This is a genomic window from Streptomyces caatingaensis (assembly GCF_001187435.1).
GTDB lineage: Bacteria > Actinomycetota > Actinomycetes > Streptomycetales > Streptomycetaceae > Streptomyces > Streptomyces caatingaensis.
In genome coordinates, this window is record NZ_LFXA01000013.1 from 209,968 (window position 1) to 233,628 (window position 23,661).

24 protein-coding genes are annotated in these 23,661 nt (G+C 74.8%); 13 read left to right on the plus strand and 11 right to left on the minus strand.

All coding sequences use genetic code 11. The features are described from left to right. The first annotated feature begins 223 nt into the window (after positions 1-223). The 3 genes from AC230_RS20250 (at position 224) to AC230_RS20260 (ending at position 3,900) form a co-directional block, all read left to right on the plus strand. Entirely contained in the window at positions 224-1,630 is a 1,407-nt protein-coding gene (locus AC230_RS20250) for a glutamine synthetase family protein (protein ID WP_049717711.1), read from the plus strand. A gap of 5 nt (positions 1,631-1,635) precedes the next feature. Then, a complete protein-coding gene (locus tag AC230_RS20255; RefSeq protein ID WP_049717712.1) occupies positions 1,636-2,814 on the plus strand; it encodes an FAD-dependent monooxygenase in 1,179 nt (392 codons plus the stop codon). 72 nt (positions 2,815-2,886) lie between these two features. Continuing rightward, positions 2,887-3,900, plus strand: a complete 1,014-nt coding sequence (locus AC230_RS20260) for a methyltransferase (RefSeq protein WP_049717713.1) — start codon at positions 2,887-2,889, stop codon at positions 3,898-3,900. A 21-nt stretch (positions 3,901-3,921) separates the two neighbouring features. Here AC230_RS20260 and AC230_RS20265 read toward each other — a convergent pair whose 3' ends face one another. Beyond that, a complete protein-coding gene (locus AC230_RS20265) occupies positions 3,922-4,812 on the minus strand; it encodes an LLM class flavin-dependent oxidoreductase (RefSeq protein WP_049717714.1) in 891 nt (296 codons plus the stop codon). A gap of 250 nt (positions 4,813-5,062) precedes the next feature. On the opposite strand from AC230_RS20265, the gene AC230_RS20270 reads away from it, so the two are divergent. The 4 genes from AC230_RS20270 to AC230_RS30400 all read left to right on the plus strand — a co-directional run bounded on the left by AC230_RS20270 (position 5,063) and on the right by AC230_RS30400 (position 8,120). After that, the gene (locus AC230_RS20270; RefSeq protein WP_157868615.1) at positions 5,063-5,491 is read left to right on the plus strand and encodes a hypothetical protein; all 429 of its coding nucleotides are present in this window, start codon (positions 5,063-5,065) and stop codon (positions 5,489-5,491) included. A 44-nt stretch (positions 5,492-5,535) separates the two neighbouring features. Further along, positions 5,536-5,970 carry a hypothetical protein gene (locus tag AC230_RS20275; protein WP_241833300.1) on the plus strand — a complete coding sequence of 145 codons (435 nt, stop codon included), beginning with the start codon at positions 5,536-5,538 and terminating at the stop codon, positions 5,968-5,970. Between the two features lie 119 nt (positions 5,971-6,089). Beyond that, positions 6,090-7,220 (plus strand): hypothetical protein, encoded by a 1,131-nt coding sequence (locus AC230_RS20280; protein ID WP_157868616.1) that lies wholly within the window; start codon positions 6,090-6,092, stop codon positions 7,218-7,220. Positions 7,221-7,349: 129 nt separating this feature from the next. Beyond that, a complete protein-coding gene (locus tag AC230_RS30400) occupies positions 7,350-8,120 on the plus strand; it encodes a hypothetical protein (protein WP_053161294.1) in 771 nt (256 codons plus the stop codon). On the opposite strand, the gene AC230_RS20290 is transcribed toward AC230_RS30400, so the two are convergent. Beyond that, positions 8,115-9,374, minus strand: coding sequence for a globin domain-containing protein (locus AC230_RS20290; protein ID WP_049717718.1), 1,260 nt, complete (start codon positions 9,372-9,374; stop codon positions 8,115-8,117). The two genes, AC230_RS30400 and AC230_RS20290, sit on opposite strands and share 6 nt — an antisense overlap. A gap of 432 nt (positions 9,375-9,806) precedes the next feature. Between AC230_RS20290 and AC230_RS33110 the strand changes: the two genes are divergently transcribed. Further along, entirely contained in the window at positions 9,807-10,382 is a 576-nt protein-coding gene (locus AC230_RS33110; RefSeq protein WP_198535575.1) for a hypothetical protein, read from the plus strand. Between the two features lie 59 nt (positions 10,383-10,441). On the opposite strand, the gene AC230_RS20300 is transcribed toward AC230_RS33110, so the two are convergent. Together AC230_RS20300 and AC230_RS20310 are read right to left on the minus strand one after the other, a co-directional pair. Then, positions 10,442-11,026, minus strand: coding sequence for a hypothetical protein (locus tag AC230_RS20300; RefSeq protein WP_198535576.1), 585 nt, complete (start codon positions 11,024-11,026; stop codon positions 10,442-10,444). Between the two features lie 152 nt (positions 11,027-11,178). Further along, positions 11,179-11,736 carry a quercetin 2,3-dioxygenase gene (locus AC230_RS20310; RefSeq protein ID WP_049717824.1) on the minus strand — a complete coding sequence of 186 codons (558 nt, stop codon included), beginning with the start codon at positions 11,734-11,736 and terminating at the stop codon, positions 11,179-11,181. Positions 11,737-11,829: 93 nt separating this feature from the next. Here AC230_RS20310 and AC230_RS20315 point away from each other — a divergent pair, with 93 nt between their 5' ends. Beyond that, entirely contained in the window at positions 11,830-12,279 is a 450-nt protein-coding gene (locus AC230_RS20315; protein WP_049717721.1) for a MarR family winged helix-turn-helix transcriptional regulator, read from the plus strand. 326 nt (positions 12,280-12,605) lie between these two features. On the opposite strand, the gene AC230_RS20320 is transcribed toward AC230_RS20315, so the two are convergent. After that, positions 12,606-13,340: a class I SAM-dependent DNA methyltransferase gene (locus AC230_RS20320; RefSeq protein WP_049717722.1), complete on the minus strand. Its 735-nt coding sequence runs from the start codon at positions 13,338-13,340 to the stop codon at positions 12,606-12,608. Positions 13,341-13,706: 366 nt separating this feature from the next. Next, the gene (locus AC230_RS20325) at positions 13,707-14,156 is read right to left on the minus strand and encodes a VOC family protein (protein WP_049717723.1); all 450 of its coding nucleotides are present in this window, start codon (positions 14,154-14,156) and stop codon (positions 13,707-13,709) included. A 57-nt stretch (positions 14,157-14,213) separates the two neighbouring features. Between AC230_RS20325 and AC230_RS20330 the strand changes: the two genes are divergently transcribed. Beyond that, positions 14,214-14,849 (plus strand): CGNR zinc finger domain-containing protein, encoded by a 636-nt coding sequence (locus AC230_RS20330; RefSeq protein WP_241833301.1) that lies wholly within the window; start codon positions 14,214-14,216, stop codon positions 14,847-14,849. Here AC230_RS20330 and AC230_RS20335 read toward each other — a convergent pair. Next, positions 14,821-16,377, minus strand: a complete 1,557-nt coding sequence (locus AC230_RS20335) for an IucA/IucC family protein (RefSeq protein ID WP_049717725.1) — start codon at positions 16,375-16,377, stop codon at positions 14,821-14,823. The two genes, AC230_RS20330 and AC230_RS20335, sit on opposite strands and share 29 nt — an antisense overlap. A 42-nt stretch (positions 16,378-16,419) precedes the next feature. Here AC230_RS20335 and AC230_RS20340 point away from each other — a divergent pair, with 42 nt between their 5' ends. The 3 genes from AC230_RS20340 to AC230_RS32675 all read left to right on the plus strand — a co-directional run bounded on the left by AC230_RS20340 (position 16,420) and on the right by AC230_RS32675 (position 19,113). Further along, positions 16,420-17,916: an IucA/IucC family protein gene (locus AC230_RS20340; RefSeq protein WP_049717726.1), complete on the plus strand. Its 1,497-nt coding sequence runs from the start codon at positions 16,420-16,422 to the stop codon at positions 17,914-17,916. Positions 17,917-18,128: 212 nt separating this feature from the next. Next, positions 18,129-18,650 carry a hypothetical protein gene (locus AC230_RS20345; RefSeq protein WP_078871425.1) on the plus strand — a complete coding sequence of 174 codons (522 nt, stop codon included), beginning with the start codon at positions 18,129-18,131 and terminating at the stop codon, positions 18,648-18,650. A gap of 148 nt (positions 18,651-18,798) precedes the next feature. Further along, positions 18,799-19,113, plus strand: a complete 315-nt coding sequence (locus AC230_RS32675) for a PLP-dependent aminotransferase family protein (protein ID WP_157868617.1) — start codon at positions 18,799-18,801, stop codon at positions 19,111-19,113. Between the two features lie 62 nt (positions 19,114-19,175). Here the strand turns inward: AC230_RS32675 and AC230_RS20355 are convergent, their stop codons facing one another. The 4 genes from AC230_RS20355 to AC230_RS30410 form a co-directional block, all read right to left on the minus strand. Further along, positions 19,176-20,177: a beta-ketoacyl-ACP synthase 3 gene (locus tag AC230_RS20355; protein WP_049717728.1), complete on the minus strand. Its 1,002-nt coding sequence runs from the start codon at positions 20,175-20,177 to the stop codon at positions 19,176-19,178. Positions 20,178-20,279: 102 nt separating this feature from the next. Continuing rightward, complete coding sequence (locus AC230_RS20360) at positions 20,280-21,569, minus strand: cytochrome P450 (RefSeq protein WP_049717729.1); 1,290 nt, start codon at positions 21,567-21,569, stop codon at positions 20,280-20,282. Between the two features lie 13 nt (positions 21,570-21,582). Beyond that, entirely contained in the window at positions 21,583-23,172 is a 1,590-nt protein-coding gene (locus AC230_RS20365) for a class I adenylate-forming enzyme family protein (protein ID WP_049717730.1), read from the minus strand. Then, positions 23,153-23,647, minus strand: a complete 495-nt coding sequence (locus AC230_RS30410; RefSeq protein ID WP_053161297.1) for a PaaI family thioesterase — start codon at positions 23,645-23,647, stop codon at positions 23,153-23,155. The genes AC230_RS20365 and AC230_RS30410 overlap by 20 nt, the downstream gene beginning before the upstream one ends. Positions 23,648-23,661 lie beyond the last annotated feature (14 nt).

Here is a 23,661-nt window from a genome sequence, read left to right on the forward strand (position 1 = left end):
GGAATGTCCCCCCAACGGGCTATGTGCCCCGGTGGTCGGGCGCGCGGGCCGCCGCGGCGTGGCATAACGTGGTCCGGGGCCGGGAGACCGTGCCCCCGCGGGGCGCGTGGTTCCGGCCCCGCCGGCGGGCGGCGCGCACCGCCCGCGGTCCCCTCCATGCCCCCACTTCCCCCTCCGCGTCCGCCCGCTCCGCCGGTTCGGCGACCACCCACGGGAGACCCGCATGACGACCGCCGCCCCCCAGCCCGTGCAGTCCCTCCTGGACGAGCACCGTGAACGCAACGGCGACCAGTCCGCGATCGAGGCGGTGCGGGCGCGCGTCGCCGAGGCGGGCGTGGAGTTCGTCTACTACCAGGTGGTGACCGTCACCGGCCGGATCGTCGGCAAGGTGGCGCCCGCGACCGAGCTGATGCGCAACGTCGAGAACGGACTGCGCGCGCACCCCGGCGTCCTCGCGGACCTCCAGACGGACGGCGCCGGCATCATGCTCGCCGGGCACCCCGAGCGCTGCGAGTGCGTGGTGATGCCGGACCTGGACTCGTTCGCCGTCCTGCCCTGGGACCGGCGCACCGGCTTCTTCTTCTGCCGCATGTACGAACCGCCGGGCGCGCCGGACGGGACGGGCGGCCGGCCGATGCCGCTGGACGCGCGCGGCGCCTTCGCCCGGTCGCACGCCGCGTTCACCGCCCGCACCGGGCTGGAGCTGCGCAGCGGCTGCGAGCCGGAGGCCACCTGGACGGTGCCGGGGATGTCCTGCGAGCACGTGCCCGGCGCCCCGCACCCGATGTACCACGTGGGCCAGATGGAACAGCTGCGGCCGGTCTACCAGAAGGTCATGTCCTACGGGCAGGAGCTCGGCCTGGCGATGATCGAGAGCAACTGCGAGGGCCCCGGGCAGCTGGAGCTCAACTGGATGTACGACCGCGCCGACCGCACGGCGGACCGGCTGGTGCTGCACCGGCTGATCTGCCGCCAGGTCGCCCGCGAGCTGGGGGCGAAGGTCACCTTCATGCCCAAGCCGGCCGAGGACCGGCTGGGCAACGGCTGCCATCACAACATCAGCCTCTGGGAGGGCGACCGCAACGTCCTCCTCGATCCCGAGGCGTCCGGCCTCCACCTCAGCCTGACGGGCCGGCACGCGCTCGGCGGCATCCTGGCGCACTCCGCGGCGGCCGCCGCGGTGATGGCGCCGACGGTCAACTCCTACAAACGCTTCGTCGCCACGGGCCAGTTCGCGCCGCAGGCGATCAACTGGGGGATGGACAACAAGACCTGTGCGGTGCGCCTGCCGGCCGCCGGGCGCCTGGAGGTCAAGGCGCCCGACGCCATGGCCAATCCGTACCTCTCGCACGCCGCGATCCTCGCCTCCGTCGAGGACGGCCTGAAGAACAGCATCGACCCCGGCCCGCCCCGCGGCGGCACCGACGCCGCCGTCGCCGACCGCTTCGGCACCCTGCCGCTGGCGCTCGACGAGGCGCTCGACCTCCTGGCCGCCGACCAGGTGCTGGTGCAGGGCATCGGCCCCGAACTGACCGATCTCTTCCTGCGGTTGAAGCGCCAGGAGTGGGCCCGCTTCTGCGGGGCGGTCACCGACTGGGAGCGCGCGATGTACGACGCCGAAGGCTGCTGACGGCCGTGTCCGGGATCCTGGTCGTCGGCGGCGGCGTCGCCGGGTCCGCCGCGGGACTCGCCCTGCGGCAGGCCGGTTTCGAGGTCACCGTCCACGAGGCGCACCCGCAGACCGGCGCGGACATCGGGGCGTTCCTCACCCTGGCGAGCAACGGCATGCAGGCCCTCGCGCAGATCGGCGCGGCCGGGCCGGTCACCGGCCACGGCTTCCCCGTGACCGGCATGCGCTTCGTCGACGAGAGCGGCGCGCGGCTGGAGTCCGTCCCGCTGGGCGAGGACGCGCCGCTGCTGCGCTACCGCTGCATGCGCCGCGCCGAGCTGGGCGCCGCGCTCCAGGAGGAGGCCCGGCGGCGCGGCGTGCCGTTCCGCTGGTCGGCCCGTCTGGTGTCCGTCGAGGAGGACGACGAGCGGGTCACCGCCCGCTTCTCCGACGGGAGTTCGGCCACCGGCGACCTGCTCGTGGGCGCCGACGGGCTGCGCTCGGCCGTCCGCGCGCACCTCGACCCGGCGGCGCGGCCGGTCTACGCGGGCCAGAGCATCTTCTACGGCTACACCCGCGACCCGGCCGCCGGGGCGTGCCTCGAACCCGACCGGCTCACCATGATCAGGGCCAGCCGGGTGCTCTTCGGCTGTCTGGTCTCGCCCGCCGGGGAGACGTACTGGTTCGCCCGTCTGCGCGGCCCCGCGGTCGGCGCGGAGGAGGCCGCCGTCACCCCGCCCGGCACCTGGCGCGACCGGCTCGTCGCCCTGCTGCGCCCGGACCGCTCCCCCGCCGCCGACATCGTGCGGGCCACCGAGGACAAGCTGATGGTGACCAACGCCGTCCGGCTGACCCCCGGCGTGCGCTGGTGCGGCCGCCGCGTCGTCCTCGTCGGCGACGCCGCCCACGCCGCGCCGCCCGCGACCGGGCAGGGCGCGTCCATGGCCTTCGAGGACGCCGTCGTCCTGGCGAAGGCCCTGCGCGACGCCCCCCATCGGCAGGCGGCGCTGGAACGCTACGAACGCCACCGCAGGCCGCGCGCCGAGCGGAACATCGCCGTCAGCGCCCTGCTCACCGCGAGCGGCCCCCCGGACTGGATCCCGGTCGCCACCGCCCGCCGGCCGCGCAGTCCGCTGCGCCGCCTCTCGCACCTGGACGAGGGCCTGCGGCGGCTCCTCGACTGGCACACCCCGCTGCCGGCGTAGCCCGCCCGCCGCGGCACCGGCGGAAGCGAGGGCCGAGAAGACGGGCCGGAAGGACCGGCCGAAAGGACAGGCATGGACGAGGCGGACCTGAAGGAGGAACGGCGGCGGCTGGCCGACCTGTTCGACGTCGCGCCGAGCAGGATCCTGCACGCCCTGTGCGCCCTGGCCGTCCCCGACCTGATCCCGCCCGAGGGCATCGGGACGGGCCGGCTCGCCTCGGCCGCCGAGGCGGATCCCGGCCGGCTCACCCGGCTGGTGCTGGCGGCCGAGACGCTCGGTGTGCTGCGCGTCGACGCGTCCGGGACGGTGCGCCTGACCGAGGGCGGGCGGCTGCTGCGCTCCGACCATCCGGACACGCTGCGGCCGGAGTTCGCCGAGACCGACATGTTCCTGGGCTGGGGCGCCTTCGCCGAGTGCGTCGCGCACGGCGGCACCAGCTACGAACGGGCCCGCGGCGGCGCGCTGTTCGAGCGGATCGGCGCCGACCCGGCGTCCCTGGACGCCTTCCACTCCTACATGCGGACGCGGGCGGCCCAGTTGTACGCGCCGCTCGTCCCGTACCTGTGCAAGCGTGGCTTCGGCGACGTCGTGGACGTGGCCGGCGGCACGGGCGGCCTGACGGAACTGCTGCTGGCCGCCGACGACGCGCTGCGCGTCACGCTGCTCGACCGGCCGGAGGTGATCGAGCGGGTGCCGCACGCCCTGCGCGCCCGCTTCGGCGAGCGCCTGGTCCTGTACCCCGGGGACATGCTGCGCTCGGACCTGCCCCCGGGCCACGACGCCTACCTGCTGGGCAGTGTGCTGCACGACTGGGCCGACGAGGAGGCCGTCGCCGTCCTGCGCCGCTGCCACCGGGCCCTGGACGACGGCGGGCGGATCGTCCTGCTGGAGCGTGTCCTGTCCGAACGGGGGCCGGACCGGGGGCGGTTGGCCGACATGTGGATGATGGCCATCACCGGCGGCCGGGAGCGCACCCTGGCCGGGTGGAACGCCCTCGCCGCCGCGGCCGGGCTCGTCATCGACGACGTCCACGACGCGGACGGCGAGGTGGCGGCGCTCGTCCTGGTGCCGGACGGGGCCTCCTGAGCCCTCCGGCCGGCGGGCCGGTCAGTCCGCCAGCTGGCCCCGGCCCTCGGTGACGATCTTCTCGAAGGCCGCCTCCGAGCCGTCGAACATCGTGCCGGGCACCGGCCGCGGCAGGACGATCTCGGTGATGCCGAGGCAGGAGTAGCGGCCCGCGAGGTCCACGAAGGCGTCGACGGACGCCTGCCAGGGGTCCTTGGTGAAGCCGGTCATGAGGACCTTCTCCAGGTCGCCGGGGTCGCGGCCGAGCGCCGCGCACGCCTCGCCCAGCCGGGTCACCTGGTCGCGCACGGCCGCGGCGGCCGCGTCCCCGCTCTGCCCGGCGGCCTGCCGGCGGTCGCCGAAGGTCACCCAGCCCTGCCCGTACCGGGCGGCCAGGGCGAGGCCGCGCGGCCCGGTGGCCGCGATGGTGAAGGGCATGCGGGGGCGCTGGACGCAGCCCGGGATCATCGGCGCCTCGACGGCCGCGTAGTGGGTGCCGCGGGAGGTGGTGGCCGGGCGGGTGAGCAGCCGGTCCAGCAGGGGCACGAACTCGTCGAAGCGGTCGGCCCGTTCGCGCGGCGTCCACGGCCGCTGCCCGAGGATGGTGGTGTCGTACCCCTCGCCGCCGGCGCCGATCCCGGCGGTCACCCGGCCGCCGGAGATGTCGTCCAGGCTCATCAGCTCCTGGGCCAGCGTCACGGGGTGGCGGAAGTTGGGCGAGGCGACCAGGGTGCCGAGCCGGATCCGCGAGGTGACGGCCGCGGCCGCGGCCAGGGTGGGCACCGCGCCCAGCCACGGGCCGCTGCGGAAGCTGCGGAAGGCCAGGTGGTCGAAGGTGTAGGCGGCGTGCAGGCCCAGTTCCTCCGCGCGGCGCCAGTGCTCCTGCGCGGTGGGCCAGCGGTGGACGGGGAGGATGACGGTACTGATGCGCATCCGGTCAGGCTAGGAGCGCGCGCGGCCCCGGCCCGGCCCGGCGCGCACGCCGTCACCGGATCGGCCGCGCGCCCGATCCCGGACCTCTCCCCGGCGGCGGCCCGAACTGCCCGCCTGCTCCCAGCCGTTCACACGACGGCCCCCGCCTCCATCGATCGGGTGGAATCGGCGGCCGGACGAGGCGCCGGGGCCCGATCACTGGCAGGGTCGCCCGCGTTGGCAGCGGTGTGAGACGGAGAGCGTGAGCTGCGTGGGTTTCTTGAGCTTCTGGGGAACGAAGGCCGGACCGACGGCGGGGGCGAGGGCGCGACGGGCCCTGCGGACGGGGGCGGTGGCGGCCGGGGCGGTGGCGCTCCTGGCGGTGGGCGCGCCGCCGGCGGGCGCGGGCTCCCGGGGCTGCAACCACCGGACGTGCATCGCCGTCGACGGGAGCGGGCTCCACGTCGACGCGGTGTCGGCGTCCACGACGTGGGGCGGTGACTTCACCGGGCACTTCCACGTGTGGGGCGGTGGCCTGGACACCAACAGCCGTACGGGCTTCTGGGGTTACCACCAGAAGTTCACGGTGCCGGTGGGGCGGGACCTGCCGAACCGGTCGGTGGTGTGCGCGGAGGGCTGGGAGCACGTGAAGGGGGGCTTCCAGTCGCGCGGGCGGGCGTGCGAGGAGATCCACCTCTAGACCCGCCCCGGCACGTCCGCACCGGCTCCCGCATGATTGGGCCCATGTACACCGAAGAGGTCCTCACCGCCGTCCGCGACGTCGCCGCGCGGCACGGCCGCACCCTGACGACGGTCGAGCACGACATCGGCGCGGACCGCGTCTCCCGCCGCACCGGCGCCCCGCTCCTCGCGGTCACCGACCCCGACGGCTCGCTCCCGCACGAGGTGTACGCGGAGATCGCCGGCCCGCCGGCGGTCGAGCTGACGGTGCACCCCGAGGGCGACACCAGGATCGTCGTGGAGGGCGTGGAGTTCGCGGACGTGCCGCACGAGCACGCGGCCGCGTTCCTGGACGCGGTGTACGCGGGGCGGGCCCGTCTGCGGACCCGCCTCTTCCCGCCGGCCACCACCCTGGTGGTCCCGGTCCCCGGTGACGTGACGTACAGGGAGCCCGTGGGACTGCCGGTGTCCCCCTGGCTGTCCGCCCGCCGGCACTGACGGCGGGCCGCCGCCCCCGGATGCCCCGGGCGGGCGGCGGCCTGCCGGAACCGCCCCCTTACGGCCGCCGCGCGGGACAGAATGTTCGCGATTGCCCACCGGCCTGCGAGGGGGGAAGCGTGGACGGACCAGCGGCACACCCAAGGCTCAGGCTCGGCGACGTCGCCGTGATGCCGACGGCCGAGCTGATCCCGTATGTCGAACGGAGCTTCACGGCCCTGGTGACGGTGGCCATCGCCGAGGCGACGATGCGCGTCCCGTCGTCCACCCGGCGGCTGCTGCGCCGCCGGGAGTGGCACCTGGACTGGCTGGACGCGCTCAAGTACGCCGAGGGCGAGCTCCAGGTGTCGGTGGAGCGGATGCTGTGCACCGGCGACGCCCGGGCGACCCGCAACGAGTACCGCCTGCGCCGGGTGCGCAGCACCCTGACCGCCGCCCACCGCGTCGCGGCCGACTTCCGGCGCCGCGCCCACAACAGCGGCCTGCTGCGCTCGCCGATGCGGGACGCCTGCCACACGGCCCGCAACTGGCTGTCGAAGGCGCACGCCGACGAGTTCGCCAAGCTCCTGGCGGAGGAGCGGGCCGCGCACGGGCTCCCTCCGCTGGAGGAGCCGGCCGCCCGGGACGTCTACGACTCGATCGAACTGGCCTACCGGCGCGGCTGGATCGAGGCCCCGCTCACCCCCGGCGTCCGCGGCCTGCTGCGCGCCCCGGCGCGCGCCGTGCGGGACGCCGCGGCCGACGACGCCCGCCGCCCGGAGGGCCGCGAGCCGGCCCTCCTCCACCCGCTGCTGCTGCGCCGGTGGGACCAGGCGCTGCGCGAGCTGGCCAGGATCACGTTCCCCCTGGCGGGCGCCGGGAGCCCGTGCGCGCTCGGCCCGTTGCCGCCGGCGGCCGCGGCGCTGCCGCACGGGGAGCTGTTCCGGCTGCTCAACGCCCGGCGGTTCATGGCCGCCGTGCTGCAGCGGCGCGTCGAGTGCGGCCACCGCACCCGGCACGTGGCGGCGGCCGCCGGGCGGGTGGGCCGGGAGGACCCGCGGTGCGTCGCGGAGGCCGAGGCGCGCGACCGCGCGGGCTGCCGGCTGGCGGAGCTGTACGCCGAGGAATACGCCTGGATCCGGGGCCGGTTGGCGCCGTACGAGTACCGACCGGGCCTGCTGGACCGGGAGTTACTGGACGTGGAGGCGCGCGCGGCGGTCAAGCGCCGGGTGACGGAGGCGCTGGCCGACGGCTCGTGGCGCGTCCGCTGACCCAGCGGTCCCACCGGTTCGTCCGCTTCCCGCACCGGACGCGTCGTACGTCCGAAAAGTGATGCGTCGGCGGCGGTCCGCACGGAAAGACATCTCCGCGTCGGCAGCCGGGAGTCAGGGGGACCGCGCATGGCCTGGAACAACCGGAGCGATACGGCGGCGGTCCTGGAGGACAACCGCGCGACCCGCCGCGAGATCGGTGACGCGCTGGGCTCGGGTCTGGCCGAACTCCGCGGCTCCCTGGGGGCCATACGCCAGGAGCTCCTCGACGCGGTCACCTCCGGCGTCTCGGACCTGCGCAACGAGAACCGCGACCTGCGCCGCCGCCTGGACCGCGCGGTGGGCGAACTGGCCGAGGCCCGGCAGGACATCGCCCGGGCCCGTACGGACATGGAGTCCCTGCGCCGCCACCTGCTGGAGGCGCGGCGGCCGCCGGAGCCCGCCGCCCCGGCACCTGCCGCGGAGGACGGCGGGGAGGCCGCCGGGCCGGACGAGCCGTCGCCGCTGGCCCCGGCGCGCCTGCCCGGCCTGCTGCGGTGCGCGGCCGGCATCGCGTCGGCCACCCTCCTGTGCCACCGCGACACCTGGGCGTTCGTCCTCGAACAGGCCGCCCGCGACCGGCACTTCCGCGCCCCGGGGCAGGTCCTCAGCCCCGGCGGCGACCGCGTCGAGGCCGCCCTGTCGGGCCGCTCCCTGATCGCCGTCCTGACGAGCCTGTGGCACACGGCCGGTGCGGGGCACGCCGCCACCGGGGACTGGGCGCTGGCCGTGGAGCTGTACGTGCGCGTCGCCGCCGCCGTCGAACGGACCGGCGGCGACGCGCGGTCCGGCACCGCCGTCACCATCGTCCTGGACGACCGGGCGGACGACGGTACCGCGGGGGGACACGCGGCCTCATGAGCCCACCCGCGCCCTGTCCGGGGCCGCGGGCAGCGGGTCGTGCCGCACCCGGCCGGCGGGCAGCCCGGCGGCGGTCAGGCCGGCCGCGGCCGTGGCGACGAGGGCGGGCGGGCCGGCGAGGTAGGCGGTGTGGCGCGACCAGTCGCCGTGCCGGAGCACCGCGCCCGCCACCGACTCCCAGCAGCGCGGCCCCGGTTCGTCCTCGATCAGCGGGACGACGCGCAACCACGGGCGCCGCAGGGCCAGTTCGGTGGCCGCGTCGGCGTCGTAGAGGTCGGCGAAGCGGCGCGCGCCGAGGAAGAGGTGGACGGAGCGCGGCCCGGGACGGCGCGCGGTCATCTCCTCCAGCAGGGCCTTCAGGGGCGCCCATCCGGTGTCCCCCGCGACGAGCAGCAGGTCGCGGGGCAGCTCCTCGTCGAGGGTCATCGTGCCGCTCGCGGGCCCCAGCCGCAGGGTGTCGCCGGCCCGGGTGCGCTCGACCAGGGCCTCGCTCACGCCCCCGCGCCCGGCGAGCCGGACGTGGAACTCCAGCTCGCCGTCGGGGCGCGGCGCGCCGGCGAACGAGTAGTACCGCCACGCCTGCGGCAGCAGCGGCGACTGCACGGCCGCGTACTGGCCGGCCCGGCAGGAGTACGGCTCGCCGGTCCGCACCCGCAGCACCGCGAGGTCGCGGCGGCGGCGCTCGTGCCCGGTGACCTCGGCCTGCCACGCGGCGGGTTCCCCGAGGGCCGCCTCGGCGCCCTCGACCATGGCGGCCACGGCGAAGCGCAGCATCCGCAGCCACGCGCCCTCCAGGGCGCCCGTCCAGCGCGAGCCGGCGGTGCGGCGCAGCGCCTCGCGCAGGGCCTCCTCGAACGCCTCGTAGTGCGCGGGCCGTACGCCGAGCTTGCGGTGGTCGCGGCCGAGGCGGGTGAAGGTGGCGGTCACGTGGTCGGGGTCGTGCAGGTGCTCGATGAGGTAGTGGAAGATGTGCGCGAGGTGCCGGCGCTGGAACTCCATCGACTCGGGGAAGAGGGCGCGCAAGTAGGGGTGGCGCGCGAAGAGTTCGGCGTACAGCTCGGCGATCAGGCCGTCGAAGGGGGACACGAGGTCCAGGCCGCGCAGGATCAGCTGCTGGTCGGCCCGGCCGTCGTAGGGCGCCCGCACGGGGGCGGCCGGGCGTTCGGGCTGCCCGGGGGAGAGCAGGGAGCGGCGCAGCCGCATCGCGTCGTGGCGGGCCAGCAGGCCGTGGTACTCGTCGCCGACGGTGTTCACGGGCGGCACCCCTTCGCTCGCGGGGCCCGTGCCGCCGGGCCGGCGGTGGGGGCGTGGGGGTCGGGGCGTGCCATGGGCGGGTCTCCTGGGGGAGGCGGGGTGGTACGGGCCGGCTGCCGTGGAGCCGGTGTTCCCGGCCGGCCGGTGGGCGGCGCGCGTCAGTATGGCACTGGCCGCATGTGCCCGAGGGGCCCTGGGTGACGGGGCCGTTCGGCCCAAGCGGAGGGGGTGCGGGGTGTGCGAGGTGACGTGCCGTCAGGACGTCGGGGGCGGGACCTTCGGTCCGAGGGCCTGGGCCCCGTTCGGCCCTACGGCCCGGGGCGGGCCGCGCCGGATCCTGGGACAGGGCCGGGAAGGGCCCGGGATGCCCAGTCCCCCGCGGCATCGAGGCCCTTCCCGGCTCCGTGCGTCGACCGCGAGGAGGAACAGTCCATGTCCCACGCCGTCCTGGGCCTGGGGGCGGCGGCCCTGTGCGTCTCCGGCTGCGTCTGGTACCTGCCGGCGGTCGCCGACCTCCGCGCGGGCGACGACCGCCCCCGTCACCGCCGCACGGCGGCGGCCGCGTGTCTGTCGGGCTGGGCGACGACGGCCCTGCTGGCCCCTCTGCTGTTCCTGTGCGCCCCGTGGCCCGTCGTCGCGGCGGTGGCCCTGACGGGGGCGGTCCTCACGGCGGGGCTGGGCTGCGGCGCCGCGGTGTGCCGCCGGCGGGAGCGGCGCGCGGCGCGGGAGGAGTGGGCCGAGCTGACGGGCGGGGCCGGGGCGGCCGCCGTCATCCGCCCAACCGGCCGGGACACGGCCCGACTTGTGGCGCGTCCGCGCCGCACCGTGGCGGGTCTGCTGCTGGCCGGTCCGCTCACGGCCGGGGCGGCCGCCGCCGCGGTGCTGTACGGGGGGCCGGCGGGCGGCGGGCGGACGATCGCCGCCCTGGCGGCGGTCGTGTCGCTGACGGGGCTGTCACTCGGCGCGGCCGGGCTGCGGGCGCACGCCGCGGCGCGCCGGGCGAGGTGAGGTGAGGCGGGGCGAGGTGAGGGGGCGGGCAGCGGTGGCCCGGCCCCCTCGACCGTGCCTCAGTGCCTCCCGGCCGGGGCCTTGAGGCCCTTCGCGGTGTGCGCGCCCTTCAGCGCCGCCCTGGCCGGCGTGGTCTTGCAGGCGATGTCCGTGCCCGTGTTGTAGACGCCGTCCTTCTTGGCCTGGCCGCCCTGGTACTCGTAGTAGACGTAGGAGTAGAAGTCGATGCGGCGGCTGGGCCCGCAGGCCGAATCCGCGGCGATGTCGTACGTCAGCTTGACGGTCCGCGTCGCGCCGGGGATGACGGGGACGTTGTAACGCACCGTGCCGCTCGTGCCGTTCACGTCACACTGCACGGCCTCGCCGGTGCAGGACTTGAACGCGTACTTGAGGCCGGGGTCCTGCGTCGTGTTCCACGTCGGCTGGATCGACTGGTACACGAACTGGGTGTTCGTCTGCTGGTCGTTGGTGAAGGTCATCGTGATGGTGACCGTGGAACCGGGCGTCGCGCTGGCCTTGTCGACGCTGATCGTCATGGGCGCCGCCGCGGCGGCCGAGGCGGGCTGGACCGCCAGGCCGGGCAGGGCGATGCCGAGGGCGAGGACACTGGAGAGACCGAGGCGTCTGCGTGTTGTAGGGCGCATGGCGGAGGAGAGTAGGGACCTGTGGGGCGCCTGACACCACCGCCCGAAAGGCTTCGGCCACGCTGTGGAGCACTCCCGTGACGTCCGGTGCTGGTGCGACGCCCATCACCCTGTCCGCACAGGCGTACGACTTGGCCGGGAATGGCCGCCGCTCAGCCGGTGCGCCACTGGTGATCGGGGAGGAACCGCACGTCGTAACGCCGAGGAACGGTGGCGAACTTCTCGGCCGGAGGGACGACGGGGGCGCCGGGCAGCCCGAGTTGCTCCGTGGGGACCCCGAGGTTCTCGAAGAACCGCTCGAAGGTGCCGCCGGGGCCGGCGGCGACGCCGACGACGCGGCTGTGGTGCCGCTCCATGCGGTAGGCGTGCGGGCAGTTCTTGGGGACGAAGCCGAAGTCGCCCGGGGTGAGCAGCTTTTCCTGCTGCTCGCCCCCGGTGTCCTCGACGAACAGGCGGACGGCCCCGTCCGTCACGTAGAAGACCTCGTAGGTGTCGGGGTGCAGATGGGCAGGGATGATCTTGCCCTTCGGGCCTTCGACGGTGAAGAAGTTGAAGGCGTTCTCCGTCTGCTCGCCGCCCGCGTAGACGGTGATCAGGTCGCCGAAGAGGTGGGCGCGGTCGCCCTCGCCCTTCTCGATGAAGTAGGGCTTGCCCGGCTCGGCGGGGATGCGGGAGGCCCGGCGGTAGGGGGTGGCGTACTCGATGGTCATGCTCGTCTCCAGTCGCGGGACGTCGAATGTCAGGTAGCCTGACACGAGCGCCTGCCGCACGGCAAGCCATCCCGTCAGCACCGTGAGGACCACATGCCCCCCACCGCCCGCAGCCTCCCCCAGCTGCTCACCGAGGCCCGCCGCTGGTTCGAGGACGCCCTGACGACGGCCATGCAGGAAACCGGCGCGACCCCCGTCTCCCCCACCCAGGTCCAGCTCTTCGCCGTCCTCGACGAGCCCGGCACCACGGTCTCCGAACTGGCCCGCCGCATGGGCGTCACCCGCCAGACCGCCCACCAGGCCGTCCACACCCTCATCACCGCCGGCCTCCTGGAACACTCCCCCACCCCAGGCCGCCAACGCCTCATCCGCCGCACCCCCGACGGCGAACGCGCCCACCAGCAGGCCGAGTTCATCCTCCAGCAGCTGGAGTCCGAACTCGCCGCCCGCATCGGCCGGCCGGCGGTGGACGCGCTGCGGGCGGCACTGGAGGCACCGTGGGGCGGGCCGCCCGCGGTGGGGGCGGGGGACGGTCGCGGGTGATGCGGGTGCAACGGCGGGGGCACGGGCCATGACCAGCTCGGCTGACGTGAGCCCGCACACCCCCTCCGCAGCCCCGGCGGGGCCGACTTCACACTGCGGGCATGCGCGAAAACATCGGCGCCGTCGCGGCGTCTTCAACCGAGCTGTCGCCCGGCATTGGGCTCGGCTTGTTCGGTCCTGGTCGGCGTCCCCTCGGCCCTGTGCCTCTCCCGCACCGTCGTCATGGGCAGCGTCATCGGCGGCATCGCGGTGCCCGCGGGCACCGCGGCCAGCGAGGTCAGTTCCCGGGCAACGGGCGGACCCGACCAGAGACGAAAGGGGTGTTCTTAGCGGTCGCGTTCGTAAACACTGATGTGGCGCCAGCTTGCGGCGGTGTACGGCTCGCCCTTCCAGCCGCCCCAGCGTTCGCGGAGCCGGAGTCCGGCGAGGCGGGCCATGAGGTCGAACTCGGGAGGGTGGGCCAGACGCAGCCTGATGGGGGAGAGCCTGATGCCCTTGCTGCTGATGCGGATGTGGTTCAGATCGAGGATCTGGGTCAGCGGGTCGTACCGGCCGGCGTCGAGGTCAACGTGATCGAGACCGACCTGCTCGGTGTCGAGGTACTGGTGCCCGGGGCGCGAGGGTGCGGTGGGGATGCGGCATTCGAGGACGAACACACCGTCCTCGGTGAGATGGCCGGCGGCGTTCTGGAAGCACCGGACCTGGTCCTCTTGGGTGAGCAGGTTGCCGATCGTGTTGAAGACCAGGTAGACGAGCCCGTAGGTGCGGCCGGTGGTGACGCGCGACATGTCGCCCATGGTCACGTCGACTTGATCTCCGCCTGGTTTCTCGCGCATCCGGTCGACCATGTCTTGCGACAACTCGATCCCGTCCACCCGTACCCCGGCCCCCCTGAGGGGGAGCGCGATCCGGCCGGTGCCCACGGCGAGTTCGAGGGCGTCCCGTTGACCGGCGAGCCTCGCCAGGAACTCGACCGTCTCGGCCTCATCACCGCGTGGATCGTCGTCGTACCGCTGGGACACCTCGTAGCCGAAGCTCGTCTTGGGATCGAACCCCTCCACGTCACACTCCTCTCGTGAGAGGCCCAACTGCTTGGCCAAGCCTGATGCGAGTTCACGTCCGGCCGGACCCTAGCGCCGAACTCCCTTGCGTCGCCAAGCATTTAATGAGCAGCCGGCCTCTGCTGTGGCATGGCGGTCTGCCAGGGCGGCGAAGACCTGGCAGACGAGCCGGCCGCCCGAGGGGGTGCCGAGGTCTTCGCGGAGCCGAGGTGAAGCCGATCTCGCGGCGGCGGGGCTCGGCCACCATCTTGATCAGGCCCTGGAGGGACCGGCCGTAGCGGTCGAGGGCGGGGGCCACCACGGTGTCCGGCATCGAGGAAGGGATGGCAAGCCTGACGAGCCACCCTCCCCCCCCGCGTGAACGGGTCACTGCACGCAGAACTCGTTCCCCTCAGGATCCGCCATCGTGACGTGGTGGCTGCCGTGCTCGACCACCGTCCGCAGCACCCGCGCCCCCAGCCCCTCCAGCCGGGCGACTTCCACGTCGCGCTGCTCCGGGCCGAAGTGGAGGTCCAGGTGGAGCCGGTTCTTGCCCTCCTTGGGTTCGGGGACGGCCTGGAAGAGGATGCGGCGGCCGAGGCCGGTGCCGGTGGACGCGTCGACGGGGTCGTCGGGGTGGCGGACGGCCGCGGCGTGGACCCAGGCCTTGCGGTCGCCGACGGCCGTCCACTGGCTGTCGTCGATGACGCCGGCGGCGAGCAGCCGGTCGATGAGGGCGCCGTGGTCCTCGACCTCGTAGCCGAGGGCGGCGGCCCAGAAGTCGGCGAGAGGCAGCGGGTCGGCGCAGTCGACGACGACTTTCCAGTGGACGGCCATGAGATGTTCCTCCGATTTTCCGGGACCTTGAGGCCCGACACCACTTATAGTGGTTACGTGATCGCCATCGCAACCGGACTCCTCCTGCACTCCTCCGACGGCACGAGCTTCCGCTTCGACCCCGGCACCCTGTGCCTGGAGCTCCTGTGCACGGGCGGCCCGGGCGAACTGGCCCACTGGGAGCGGCTGCACGAGCCGCGGGATCTGGCCGACTGGCTGGGGCGCTCGCGGCTGGGGCTGCGGCCGGACGAAGTGACCGTCTCGGCGGCCGAGTTGGGGGAAGGCCGCGCCCTGCGGGACGCGCTGTGGCGCGCGGCCGGAGCGATCGTCCGCGGCACGCGACCGCACCCGGACGACGTCGCCGCCGTCAACGCGGCAGCGACCGCTCCCCCGCTCGTCCCCCGCATCGCCTCCGCCGGCACACGCGCCTGGGCCCTGCCGGCCACCGCCACGCAGGCGCTGTCCACCGTCGCCCGCGACGCCGTCGAGCTGTTCACCGGCCCGCACGCCGGACGGATCCGCGAATGCGCGGCGGACAACTGCAAATTGGTGTTCGTCGACACCTCGCGCCCCGGCCGGCGCCGCTGGTGCTCCATGGAGCGCTGCGGGAACCGCCACAAGGTCCGGGCCCTGCGCGCCCGGCGCACCGTACCGGAGGACGGCGTCAACTCGGCGGATCAGCAGGGCTCGTGAGGGCCAGGGGGTTGGGGACGGGAAGGTAGCGCGGCTCGGTCCCGTCCGCATCGATCCACCGTGAGAGGAGATTCGCCTTGGCCGGCACGGTCGGCGCGGCGAGGAGCTCCTCGGCCCCGGCGAAGCCCCGCTCCTTCGCGCACCGTTCGACCTCCCGCCGCGCGGCGGGCCACAGCGCCCCGGCGGAACGGGGGAAGCGGTGAGCGAGCACCCCCGCGATCTCGGTCAGGTTGTTGACCACGAGGCAGTACGCGAGACGTTCCCAGGCTCTCGCGCGGGGCGTTACGGGGATCACCTTGGCGCCTTCGGTGTCACGGAAGACGGCCTGGACGGGCGTGCCGTCCCCGTCGACGGCGATCAGGGTGTTCTGGAGGTGGCATTCGACGGCGACGCCGTGCCGGTCGTATGCCTCCAGGACGGGCGGCACGACGTGGGCCAGGTAGGCCGACCACCACGGCAGCGGATCGGTCAGGCGGTCCAGCGGGCTGCCGTCGAAGCCCTCGGGGAGCGCGGCGGCCAGGACGGCGGTGGTGCCCGGCAGCAGGTGGCCGTCCAGTCCGTCGCGGACGAGGACGGGGAAGGTCTCCTCCAGGCCGCGTACGGTACGGTGCCCGCGCTCCCGCAACCAGGCGGCGGGGCCGTCCATGGCCCGGAAGGCGGCGGCGACCAGCGGGTCGGTGCGGCGGACGGCGCTCAGCTCATGCCGCCGGATCCGCCGGACGTCGTTCGTGATCTGCACTTCAAGGCTGAACTTCAGGAAGAGATCCGGCCGTTGGGGCCCCGTCCGGACATGGACCGTGCGCACGGACGAGGTGGCGCGGGCCTCCCAGGGCGTATCCCCCAGCCGAACGAGCCGCCCGTCGGCCAAGGCGGCGCGTACGGCGGGCAGTTGCCCCGCGAGGGCAAACTGCCAGGGGTGAACGGGCAGCAGGCGATGCCCGGGCGGGGCCTGCCCCAGGGCGTCGAGGGCGCGGGTGTCGCCGTCGTCGACCACCGCGTCCTCCCGCACGCCCAGCAGGACGAGCGGGAAACGGGCGTACGCCTCGGGGGCGTAGCGCAGCCAGGACTGCGGCGGCCCGCCACCGCTGCGGGACTTGGGGGCGGGGTGGAAGGGATGGCCCATGACGAGGGCCTGTTCGGAGCGCAGCCACGGGTCACCGGGCGGCGTGCCGTGGGCGCGGGCGGCGAGCAGGGCCTCCACCGCGGCGCGGCTGGCGGCCATTTCGGCGGTGAGGGCGGCGTTGGTGCGGCCGGTGGCGGCGCGCATCTCCTGCGCGACGAGCGCGACGAGGTCGTGATGGCGCAGGGGCCGCCAGGTGCCGCCGGTGCGCAGTTCGGGGGCGGAGGGCCGGTGCCCGGTGCGGAACCGCAGCAACTGGCCGCTCCTGCGCAGGCGGTGGACGGCACGGCCGGCGACCGGCTCCTCCCCCACCGGTGCGGCGGCCTCGCGGAGCAGGCAGTTGAGGAGGGGAGCGACGGCCAGCACGTCGGCCGCCCGGGCGGAGGCGTTCATCGACGAGGCATTCATCGAGCATCAGTATGTGTGGAGGATGTTCGAGTGCGGTAGGACATGCCCGTGCGCCACACCATCGCCGAGCAGGATCTCGCGAAGGAACTGGACAGCGTTCGACCGGACTTGACCACGGCGTACCTCGCCGCCCTGCCCGGTGCGCGGGCGGCGGTGCTGGCCCGGCTGTGGCGCGGCCTGGTCCACGAGCCGCTGCCCTGGGTCACGTCCCGCGCGCCGTCCGCCGACGGCGTCACCCTCCGGCTGGCGGACGGACGACGCCTGCACGGCCCTCCGTCGGACCCGTGGACGACGGGCGCGACGGTCGCCGCCCTGGAGCTGGACGACGTCGCGTACGACCACCCCGCCCGCCTCCTGACGGCCCTCGCGGTACCGGGCGGCGACCGCTTCGCCACCGAACTCGACAACAGCGTCGCGTCACTGGCCCTGTCCAGAACGGCACCCCGCCCCGATGCCCCACCGCTGACGCCGTGGGACTGGGAGCAGCGCTCGCCGGACGGCCATCCCTACCACCCCGGCTGCCGCTCCCGCCCCGGCTTCTCGGCCGCCGAGCAGCTGGCGTACGCGCCGGAGCACCGGCCGCTGGTGTCCCTGCGGCTGGCGCCGGTGAGAACCGCCACGGTGACGGGCCCGTGGCCGCCCGAACTCCACGACGGCGCAACGCCGTTGATTCCCGTACACCCCTGGCAGGCGGGCCACGTCCTGGTGGGCCGCCCGCTGCTGCCGGGCCCGGCGGCGCACCCCCTGCTGGCCCTCCGCTCCCTCGCCCTGGACGGCCGGACGCACGTGAAAACGGCCCTGAGCACCCGCCTGACCTCGGCCGTCCGCGACATCTCGCCCTACTCCGTCGACAACGCCCTGGTCACTTCCCGGGTCGCCGAACAAGTCGCGGAACGTCTGGACGGCCGCCTGCACATCGCGCGGACGCTGGCCGCGGCGGGCGCGGGCACGCCGGATCTGGCGGCGGTGCTACGCGAGTCCCCGTACGTGTACGCCGGTGCGGACGAACAAGTCGTCCCCGTGGCGGAGCTGCCCACCCTCCTTGCCCCCCTTCCCGGCGGGGAACGCCTGTCCAGGACCATCGCCTTCGCCCGCCTGGCCCTGGAGGTGTGCTCGGAACTCCTGCGTCTGGGCGTGGCGGTGGAGGGCCACGGCCAGAACCTCCTGGCGGTGGTCGACGCGGACGGCTGGGCCCGGCGGCTGGTCTACCGCGACCTGGCCGACATCCGCGTCAGCCCGTCCCGCCTCCTGCGCCACGGCTTCCCGCCCCCGCCCCTGACCGGCCGCCTCCTCGAGGACGACCCCACCGTCCTCCGCCGCAAGGTCTTCGGCTGCCTGCTCACCGGCGCCCTGGGCCCCCTGGCCGGGAACGCCGCGGCCCTGGGCACCCTCCTGGAGTCCGCCCTCCGCGGCCTCCCCCCGACCCCCGACCTCCACACCCTCCGCACCGAGCCCCTCCCCGCCAAGGCCCTGACCCTGATGCGCCTGTCCCCGGCGGGCGACCAGTGGACCCTGCTGTCCAACCCGTTGCGCCCTTGACCGCCGCCGGTGCGGGCGGGGGACGCCGGCGGACGGCGCGTCCTTCCTCGTGCAGCGGTGGCCCGGCCGTGCCACGGCGCGGGTGCGGCGACGGCGCACAGCCGCGCCGGGAAGCCGGGAGCGACGTGCGCCGCCCCGGCGCGTCCGGCACGGGTGTCAGTGGCCGCCCCTACGCTTCGGGCACGACCACCGGCAACCACCGAGGAGGACCCGTGACCACCGAGGACAGGACGATGAGGCGCATCGAGGAGGCCATCGCGCTGCAGCACGCCGGCGACACCGGGAGCGCCCGGCAGCGGTTCACCGAGATCTGGGACGAGATCGCCTCCGACGGTGACCCCTTCCACCGATGCGTCCTCGCCCACTACATGGCCGATCTCCAGCAGGACCCGCGGGACGAACTCGCCTGGGACCTGCGTGCCCTGGAAGCCGCCGGGTCGGTGACCGACGAGCGCGCCGAACAGCACCACGCGTCCCTGTCGATCCGCGGCTTCTACCCGTCCCTGCACCTCAACCTCGCCGCCGACCACCACAAGCTTGGTGACACCGGGCAGGCCCGCACGCACCTCGCCAAGGCGCGGCAACACCTCGACGCCCTCAAGGATGACGGCTACGGCCACGGCATCCGTGCGGCGATAGAACGGCTCGCGAGCCGGCTCGCCGAGCCGGAGGAGGCCGCAGGCGAGGGCCGCCGAGCGGGTGGACAGGCTCCCGCGGGCGCCGGTTCCCCGTGACCGGGCGCGTGCCCGGCGGACCGAGCTCGCCTCCTGGGGGCCGGCGATCCTCGGTCACGCCCGTCCGGAGGTCGTGGCCGCGGTCCGGGACGCCGCGTCGCGGGGCTCTCGTTCGGCCTGCGCCCGCCTCGACGGGACGAGCGCCACCGTGCGCACAGCGGTGTCCGACGCCCTGTCGAAGGCCGGCGTGCCCCATACCGTCCGGTCGGCGGGCAACCTGTTCTCCGTCCTCTTCGCCCCGCAGCCGGCCCGGAACCACGACGACGTGCAGGCCCAGGAGGCCTTCCGCTTCCCGCCGTTCTTCCACGCCAGGCTCGAACGCGGCGTCGCCCTGCCGCCCAGCGTCTACGAGGCGTGGTGCGTCACGGCCGCCCACGACGACCGCGCGGTCGACCGCGTCCTCGACGCCCTCCCCCACGCCGCCCGCGCCGCGGCGGAGGCCCGTCCCGGCCGGCGGCGGTGACACGGCCGCCGGATTCCGGGGTCGGTGACGGTCAATTGCCCTGCGCGGCAGGCCCGGTGACGTCAGGGCAGGGTCACGACGACCCCGGCGTACGACAGGCCCGCGCCGTATCCGAGGAGCAGGGCCGTGTCGCCGCTCCCGGCCCGGCCGGAGCCGAGCACCGCCTCCATGGCCAGGGGGATGGAGGCGCCCGAGGTGTTGCCGGTGTGGACGATGTCCTTGGCGACGACCGTCTGCGGGGGGAGGCCGATGCGGGACGTCAGGGAGTCGATGATGCGGACGTTGGCCTGGTGGGGGATGAAGACGTCCAGGTCCTCCGCCGGGAGGCCGGCCGCGCGCAGGGCGGCCAGCGCCACGCCGGGCATCTGGGAGATGGCCCACCGGAAGACGCGCTGTCCTTCCTGCCGCAGCGAGGGGAACGCGCGGCCGGGTGTGTCCCTGAGGGCCGTCCACGGTTCCGTCTGGGTGATGACGTCCGCCTGGGAGCCGTCGGCGCCCCAGACCACCGGGCCGATTCCGGGGGTGTCGGAGGGGCCCAGGACGACGGCCCCGGCGCCGTCGCCGAAGATGAAGGCGGTCGAGCGGTCGTGGAGGTCCAGCACGTCGGTCATGCGCTCCACGCCGACCACCAGGACGTGGCCGCCGCGGCCGCGGACGGTGTCGGCGGCGAGGGCCACGCCGTGGACGAAGCCCGCGCACCCGGCCGAGACGTCGAAGGCCGCGGCGCGGGTGGCGCCGATGCGGTGGGCGATCAGCGCGGCGGCGGCCGGGGTCTGGAGGAGGTGCGTGAACGTGGCCGCGATGACGCAGTCGATCCGTGGGGGGTCGATGCCCGCCGCCGCGAGGGCCTTGCCGGCCGCCTCGGCGCCCATCGTCTCCAGGGTCTCGTCCGGCGCGGCCCAGCGGCGGGTCACGATGCCGGTCCGCTGCCGGATCCACGCGTCGGTGGAGTCGATGAACCGGCAGACCTCGTCGTTGTCCACCACGCGCCGGGGGCGGTGGGCGCCCACCCCGAGGATGCGGGCGTGGGGGGCGCCACCCGGTGGGGCGATCTCTGGTTTCACGGGACCTTCCAGGTGATCGGGGTGCGGGACCGGGTCGGCGGGGCGCCGCGCGGGCGGGCCTCCCGGCCCGGGAGGGGCCGGAACCGTGGAGGTCCGCCGGTTTCACGCGGGATGTGCGGCCTCTCGTCCCGCTCGGGGGCCATGGGTCACGTCCAGGCGTGTGGGGGCGCGGAACGAGACCAGTTCGAGGAAGGGCGGGCGCCGCGGGGCGAGGAGCCTCAGCTGCGGGAACCGGGTGGCCAGTGCGGCCAGCACCACGCGGCCCTCGGCGCGGGCGAGTTCGGCGCCCGGGCAGCGGTGCCGGCCGAGGCCGAAGCCGAGGTGTCCGCGGCCGGCTCCGCGCACCGGGCAGATCCGTTCGGGTTCCTCGTGGGCCTCGGGGTCGGTGCCGGCGCTGGTGAGCAGCAGGAGGAGCTGCGCGCCCCGCGGAAGGTCCACCCCGCCCAGGGTGGTGGCGCGGCTGGTGACCCGGCGCCAGGCCGTCAGGGACGGCTCCCGGCGCAGGGTCTCCTCGATCCAGCCCTCGGCCCGGTCGGGGTCCCGCGCGAGGGCCTGCCACCGGCCGTCGCTCTCCAGGGCGCGGTAGGCCGCGGTGCGGAGGAGCTGGGAGGTGGTCACGTGGCCGGCGATCATCAGGTTGGAGCAGACGGCGACGACGACCTCGGGGCTCACCGGGGAGCCGTCGGGCATGCGGGCACGGGCGAGGGCGCCGGGGAGGGAGTCGGCGGGGGCGTCGCGGAGCGCGGCCAGGCCGCACAGCCAGGTGTGGAAGTCGGCGACCTGGTGGGCCAGTTCGCGCTGCCGGTCCTTGTCGGTGCGTCCCCAGAAGAGGGTGATGAACGCGTCCGTCCAGTCGGCGACCGTGGTGACGTCGGCCCGCTCCGCCCGGGGGATGCCGAGCATCTCCAGCATGACGCGCACGGGGATGGCGCGGGCCGGGCCGCGGGCGAGGTCGTAGCGCCCGGTGGTCTCCAACTCGGCGGCCATGCGGTCGAGTTCCTCCCGGGTGATCTTCTCGATCATCGGGAGGGCGTCCCGTACCCGCTGCGCGCTCAGGAGTCTGAGGACGGCTCCGCGCAGGGCCGGATGGGTCGCGTCGCTGTTGTTGAACAGGGCGGGCGGCAGGGTCTTGAACCCGGCGCGGTCCAGGATGCGCAGGGCCGGGAGGCGCAGCGGGAGGACCGCGCCGAGGGCGTTGTCGTTGCGGTAGGTGGCGGGGTCCAGCAGGACTTTGCGGATGTCCTTGTCCCGGCTGACCAGCCACAGGCGTGTGGCCGGGTCGTAGTGCACCGGTGCGGTGCGGCGCAGGTCCGCGAGGACCGGGAACGGGTCGGCGGCGAAGTCCTGGGCGAAGAGGTCGACGGTGGGTGCGGCGGTCGTGTCGGTGGTCATCGTGGCCCCTCGGTCAGGCCGTGGTGGTGGCGCCCAGGAGGGGCAGGGTGCCGGCGGTCACCATGGCGGACAGCGCCTGGCGGCGGACCTTCCAGGTGGAGGTCATGGGGATGGCGTTCCAGGCGCAGTGCAGGGGTGCGGCCATGGTGGGCAGGTCGGTCACCGCGCGCTGCCACGCGCGGGTGTCGAGGGGCGCGTCGTCGTGGGTGGCGACGACGGGGACGGGCCGTCCCGCGCCGTCGCCGACCAGGACGATCTCGGTGAGCTGGGGCAGCCGTTCCATGAGGGTGTCCTCGACGCGCAGGCTGCTGGTGACGCCGTCGATGTGGTCGATCTCCCGGTCCAGCAGGTGCACGCAGCCCCACTTGCTGCGGTAGCCGAGGTCGCCCATGCGCCACCAGCCGCCGGCGAAGCGCCCGGCGAACTGCTCGGCGCCGCCGATGATGCCGAGGGAGTGGCCCTGGGTGCGTACGAGGATGGGGCCGATCCTCTCGGGGCCCGGTGCGTCGATCAGGGGTTCGCCGATCCTCACCTCGGTGATCCCGTTGAAGGTGCGTCCGAGGCAGCGGCCGTCGGCGGTCCGGGCCAGGGCGCGGGTGTAGGGGCGCAGGCAGATCGGTCCTGTCTCGGACTGGCCGTAGCCCTGGATGTAGACGGGCATCCTGCGCCGGCTGGCGCCGAGCAGGATGCGCATCGTGCGCGGGTGGATGGCGTCGAAGGTGTTGATGAAGTAGCGGACGCCGGCGAGCGGGCCCCGCGGGTCGTCGGCCAGCTTCTCCCACAGGATGAAGCAGTTGGGGTGGGCCTCGACCAGGCCGGGGCGGGTCTCGCTGAAGATGTCGGCGACCTTGCGCGGGTCGGGGTCGGTGAGGACGACGGTGTGCTGGCCCCGGGAGATGACGATGTGGAGGAGGGGCCACATGCGGGCGTGCACGAGCGAGACGCAGATGCCGCGGGTCTCGTGGGCCCGCATGATGGTGGCGGTCCTCAGCTGGGGCTTGAGGTGCCACCACAGGCTGCGGGCGGACTGGACCACGAGCTTGGGCAGTCCGGTGGTGCCGGAGGTGTGGGTGACCAGGGCGGGGGCGTCGGGTGCGGTGCGTACGGGGGCGCGGCGGGGCGCGCCGGCGAACGTCTCCAGCCGGGGGTGGTCGTCGGCCTCGCCGTGGATCAGCAGGACGCGGGCGACCGTCTTGGACAGGTCGATGCCGTCCAGGGCGCCGCCCAGGGTGTCGGCGTCGGTGAGGAGCAGCGGCGGTTCGTCGAGTTTGGCCAGCAGTTGGGCGACGACGTCGCCGTCGAGCCGCGGGGAGAGGAGTACGGGGATCGCGCCGGCCCGTGCGAGCGCGCAGGCGGTGAGCACCAGGTCGAAGGTGTTGGAGGCGAACAGCACGACGTGCCGGCCGGCCCGGACGCCGGCGGCGGTGAGGCGGGCGGAGGTCTCGGCGACGTGGTCGGCGAGGCGGCGGAAGGTGATCCTGGTCCCGGACTCCGGGAACATGCGCAGGGTGTGGTCGAGGGTCATGTGGCTGCCGGGGTGCCGCGCGGCGCCCATGTCGAACAGCTCGCCGATGCGGAGGGTCTCACTGGGGGATGCGGGCATGGGAGGTGTCTCCAGACGGTGCGGTGGACGGTGCGGTGGGGCGGGGGGCGGGGGGTTGCCCGGCGACGACGACTTGCACGGCCCGGGCCGTGCAGACCTTGGTTCCGTCGTCGGTGCGGAACACGGTGTCGATCCAGACCCGGCGGCCTTCGGTGCGGACGACGGACGACTCGGTGCGGACGCGTCCGCCGGTCACCGGCAGCAGGAAGCGGAGGGTCAGTTCGCGGGTGGCCAGCCACTGGCCGTCCTCGAGGACGGTGTACATGCAGATGCCGGAGAAGCTGTCCGCGACGGCCGCGAGGTAGCCGCCGAAGACCCCGCCGGGCCCGACGACGACGGGATCGACGTCCCAGGTGCCCCAGACGCGGCCGTCGGCCCAGCCGTCGATGCCGGGCAGCCTCATGGCCTCGACGACGGGCGGTGGGCCGGCCCGGCCGGCGACGATCCCGTCGAGGAGTCGGTGGTATCCGCGCATGCAACGTCCTTGCC

What these genes read in the sequence shown, in the direction of transcription:
- AC230_RS20250 (WP_049717711.1), top strand. Translation starts at nt 224, where the DNA reads ATGACGACCGCCGCCCCCCAGCCCGTGCAGTCCCTCCTGGACGAGCAC.
- AC230_RS20260 (WP_049717713.1), top strand. Translation starts at nt 2,887, where the DNA reads ATGGACGAGGCGGACCTGAAGGAGGAACGGCGGCGGCTGGCCGACCTG.
- AC230_RS20265 (WP_049717714.1), bottom strand. Translation starts at nt 4,812, where the DNA reads ATGCGCATCAGTACCGTCATCCTCCCCGTCCACCGCTGGCCCACCGCG.
- AC230_RS20275 (WP_241833300.1), top strand. Translation starts at nt 5,536, where the DNA reads ATGTACACCGAAGAGGTCCTCACCGCCGTCCGCGACGTCGCCGCGCGG.
- AC230_RS30400 (WP_053161294.1), top strand. Translation starts at nt 7,350, where the DNA reads ATGGCCTGGAACAACCGGAGCGATACGGCGGCGGTCCTGGAGGACAAC.
- AC230_RS33110 (WP_198535575.1), top strand. Translation starts at nt 9,807, where the DNA reads ATGTCCCACGCCGTCCTGGGCCTGGGGGCGGCGGCCCTGTGCGTCTCC.
- AC230_RS20300 (WP_198535576.1), bottom strand. Translation starts at nt 11,026, where the DNA reads ATGCGCCCTACAACACGCAGACGCCTCGGTCTCTCCAGTGTCCTCGCC.
- AC230_RS20310 (WP_049717824.1), bottom strand. Translation starts at nt 11,736, where the DNA reads ATGACCATCGAGTACGCCACCCCCTACCGCCGGGCCTCCCGCATCCCC.
- AC230_RS20315 (WP_049717721.1), top strand. Translation starts at nt 11,830, where the DNA reads ATGCCCCCCACCGCCCGCAGCCTCCCCCAGCTGCTCACCGAGGCCCGC.
- AC230_RS20325 (WP_049717723.1), bottom strand. Translation starts at nt 14,156, where the DNA reads ATGGCCGTCCACTGGAAAGTCGTCGTCGACTGCGCCGACCCGCTGCCT.
- AC230_RS20335 (WP_049717725.1), bottom strand. Translation starts at nt 16,377, where the DNA reads ATGAATGCCTCGTCGATGAACGCCTCCGCCCGGGCGGCCGACGTGCTG.
- AC230_RS20340 (WP_049717726.1), top strand. Translation starts at nt 16,420, where the DNA reads ATGCCCGTGCGCCACACCATCGCCGAGCAGGATCTCGCGAAGGAACTG.
- AC230_RS20360 (WP_049717729.1), bottom strand. Translation starts at nt 21,569, where the DNA reads ATGACCACCGACACGACCGCCGCACCCACCGTCGACCTCTTCGCCCAG.
- AC230_RS20365 (WP_049717730.1), bottom strand. Translation starts at nt 23,172, where the DNA reads ATGCCCGCATCCCCCAGTGAGACCCTCCGCATCGGCGAGCTGTTCGAC.
- AC230_RS30410 (WP_053161297.1), bottom strand. Translation starts at nt 23,647, where the DNA reads ATGCGCGGATACCACCGACTCCTCGACGGGATCGTCGCCGGCCGGGCC.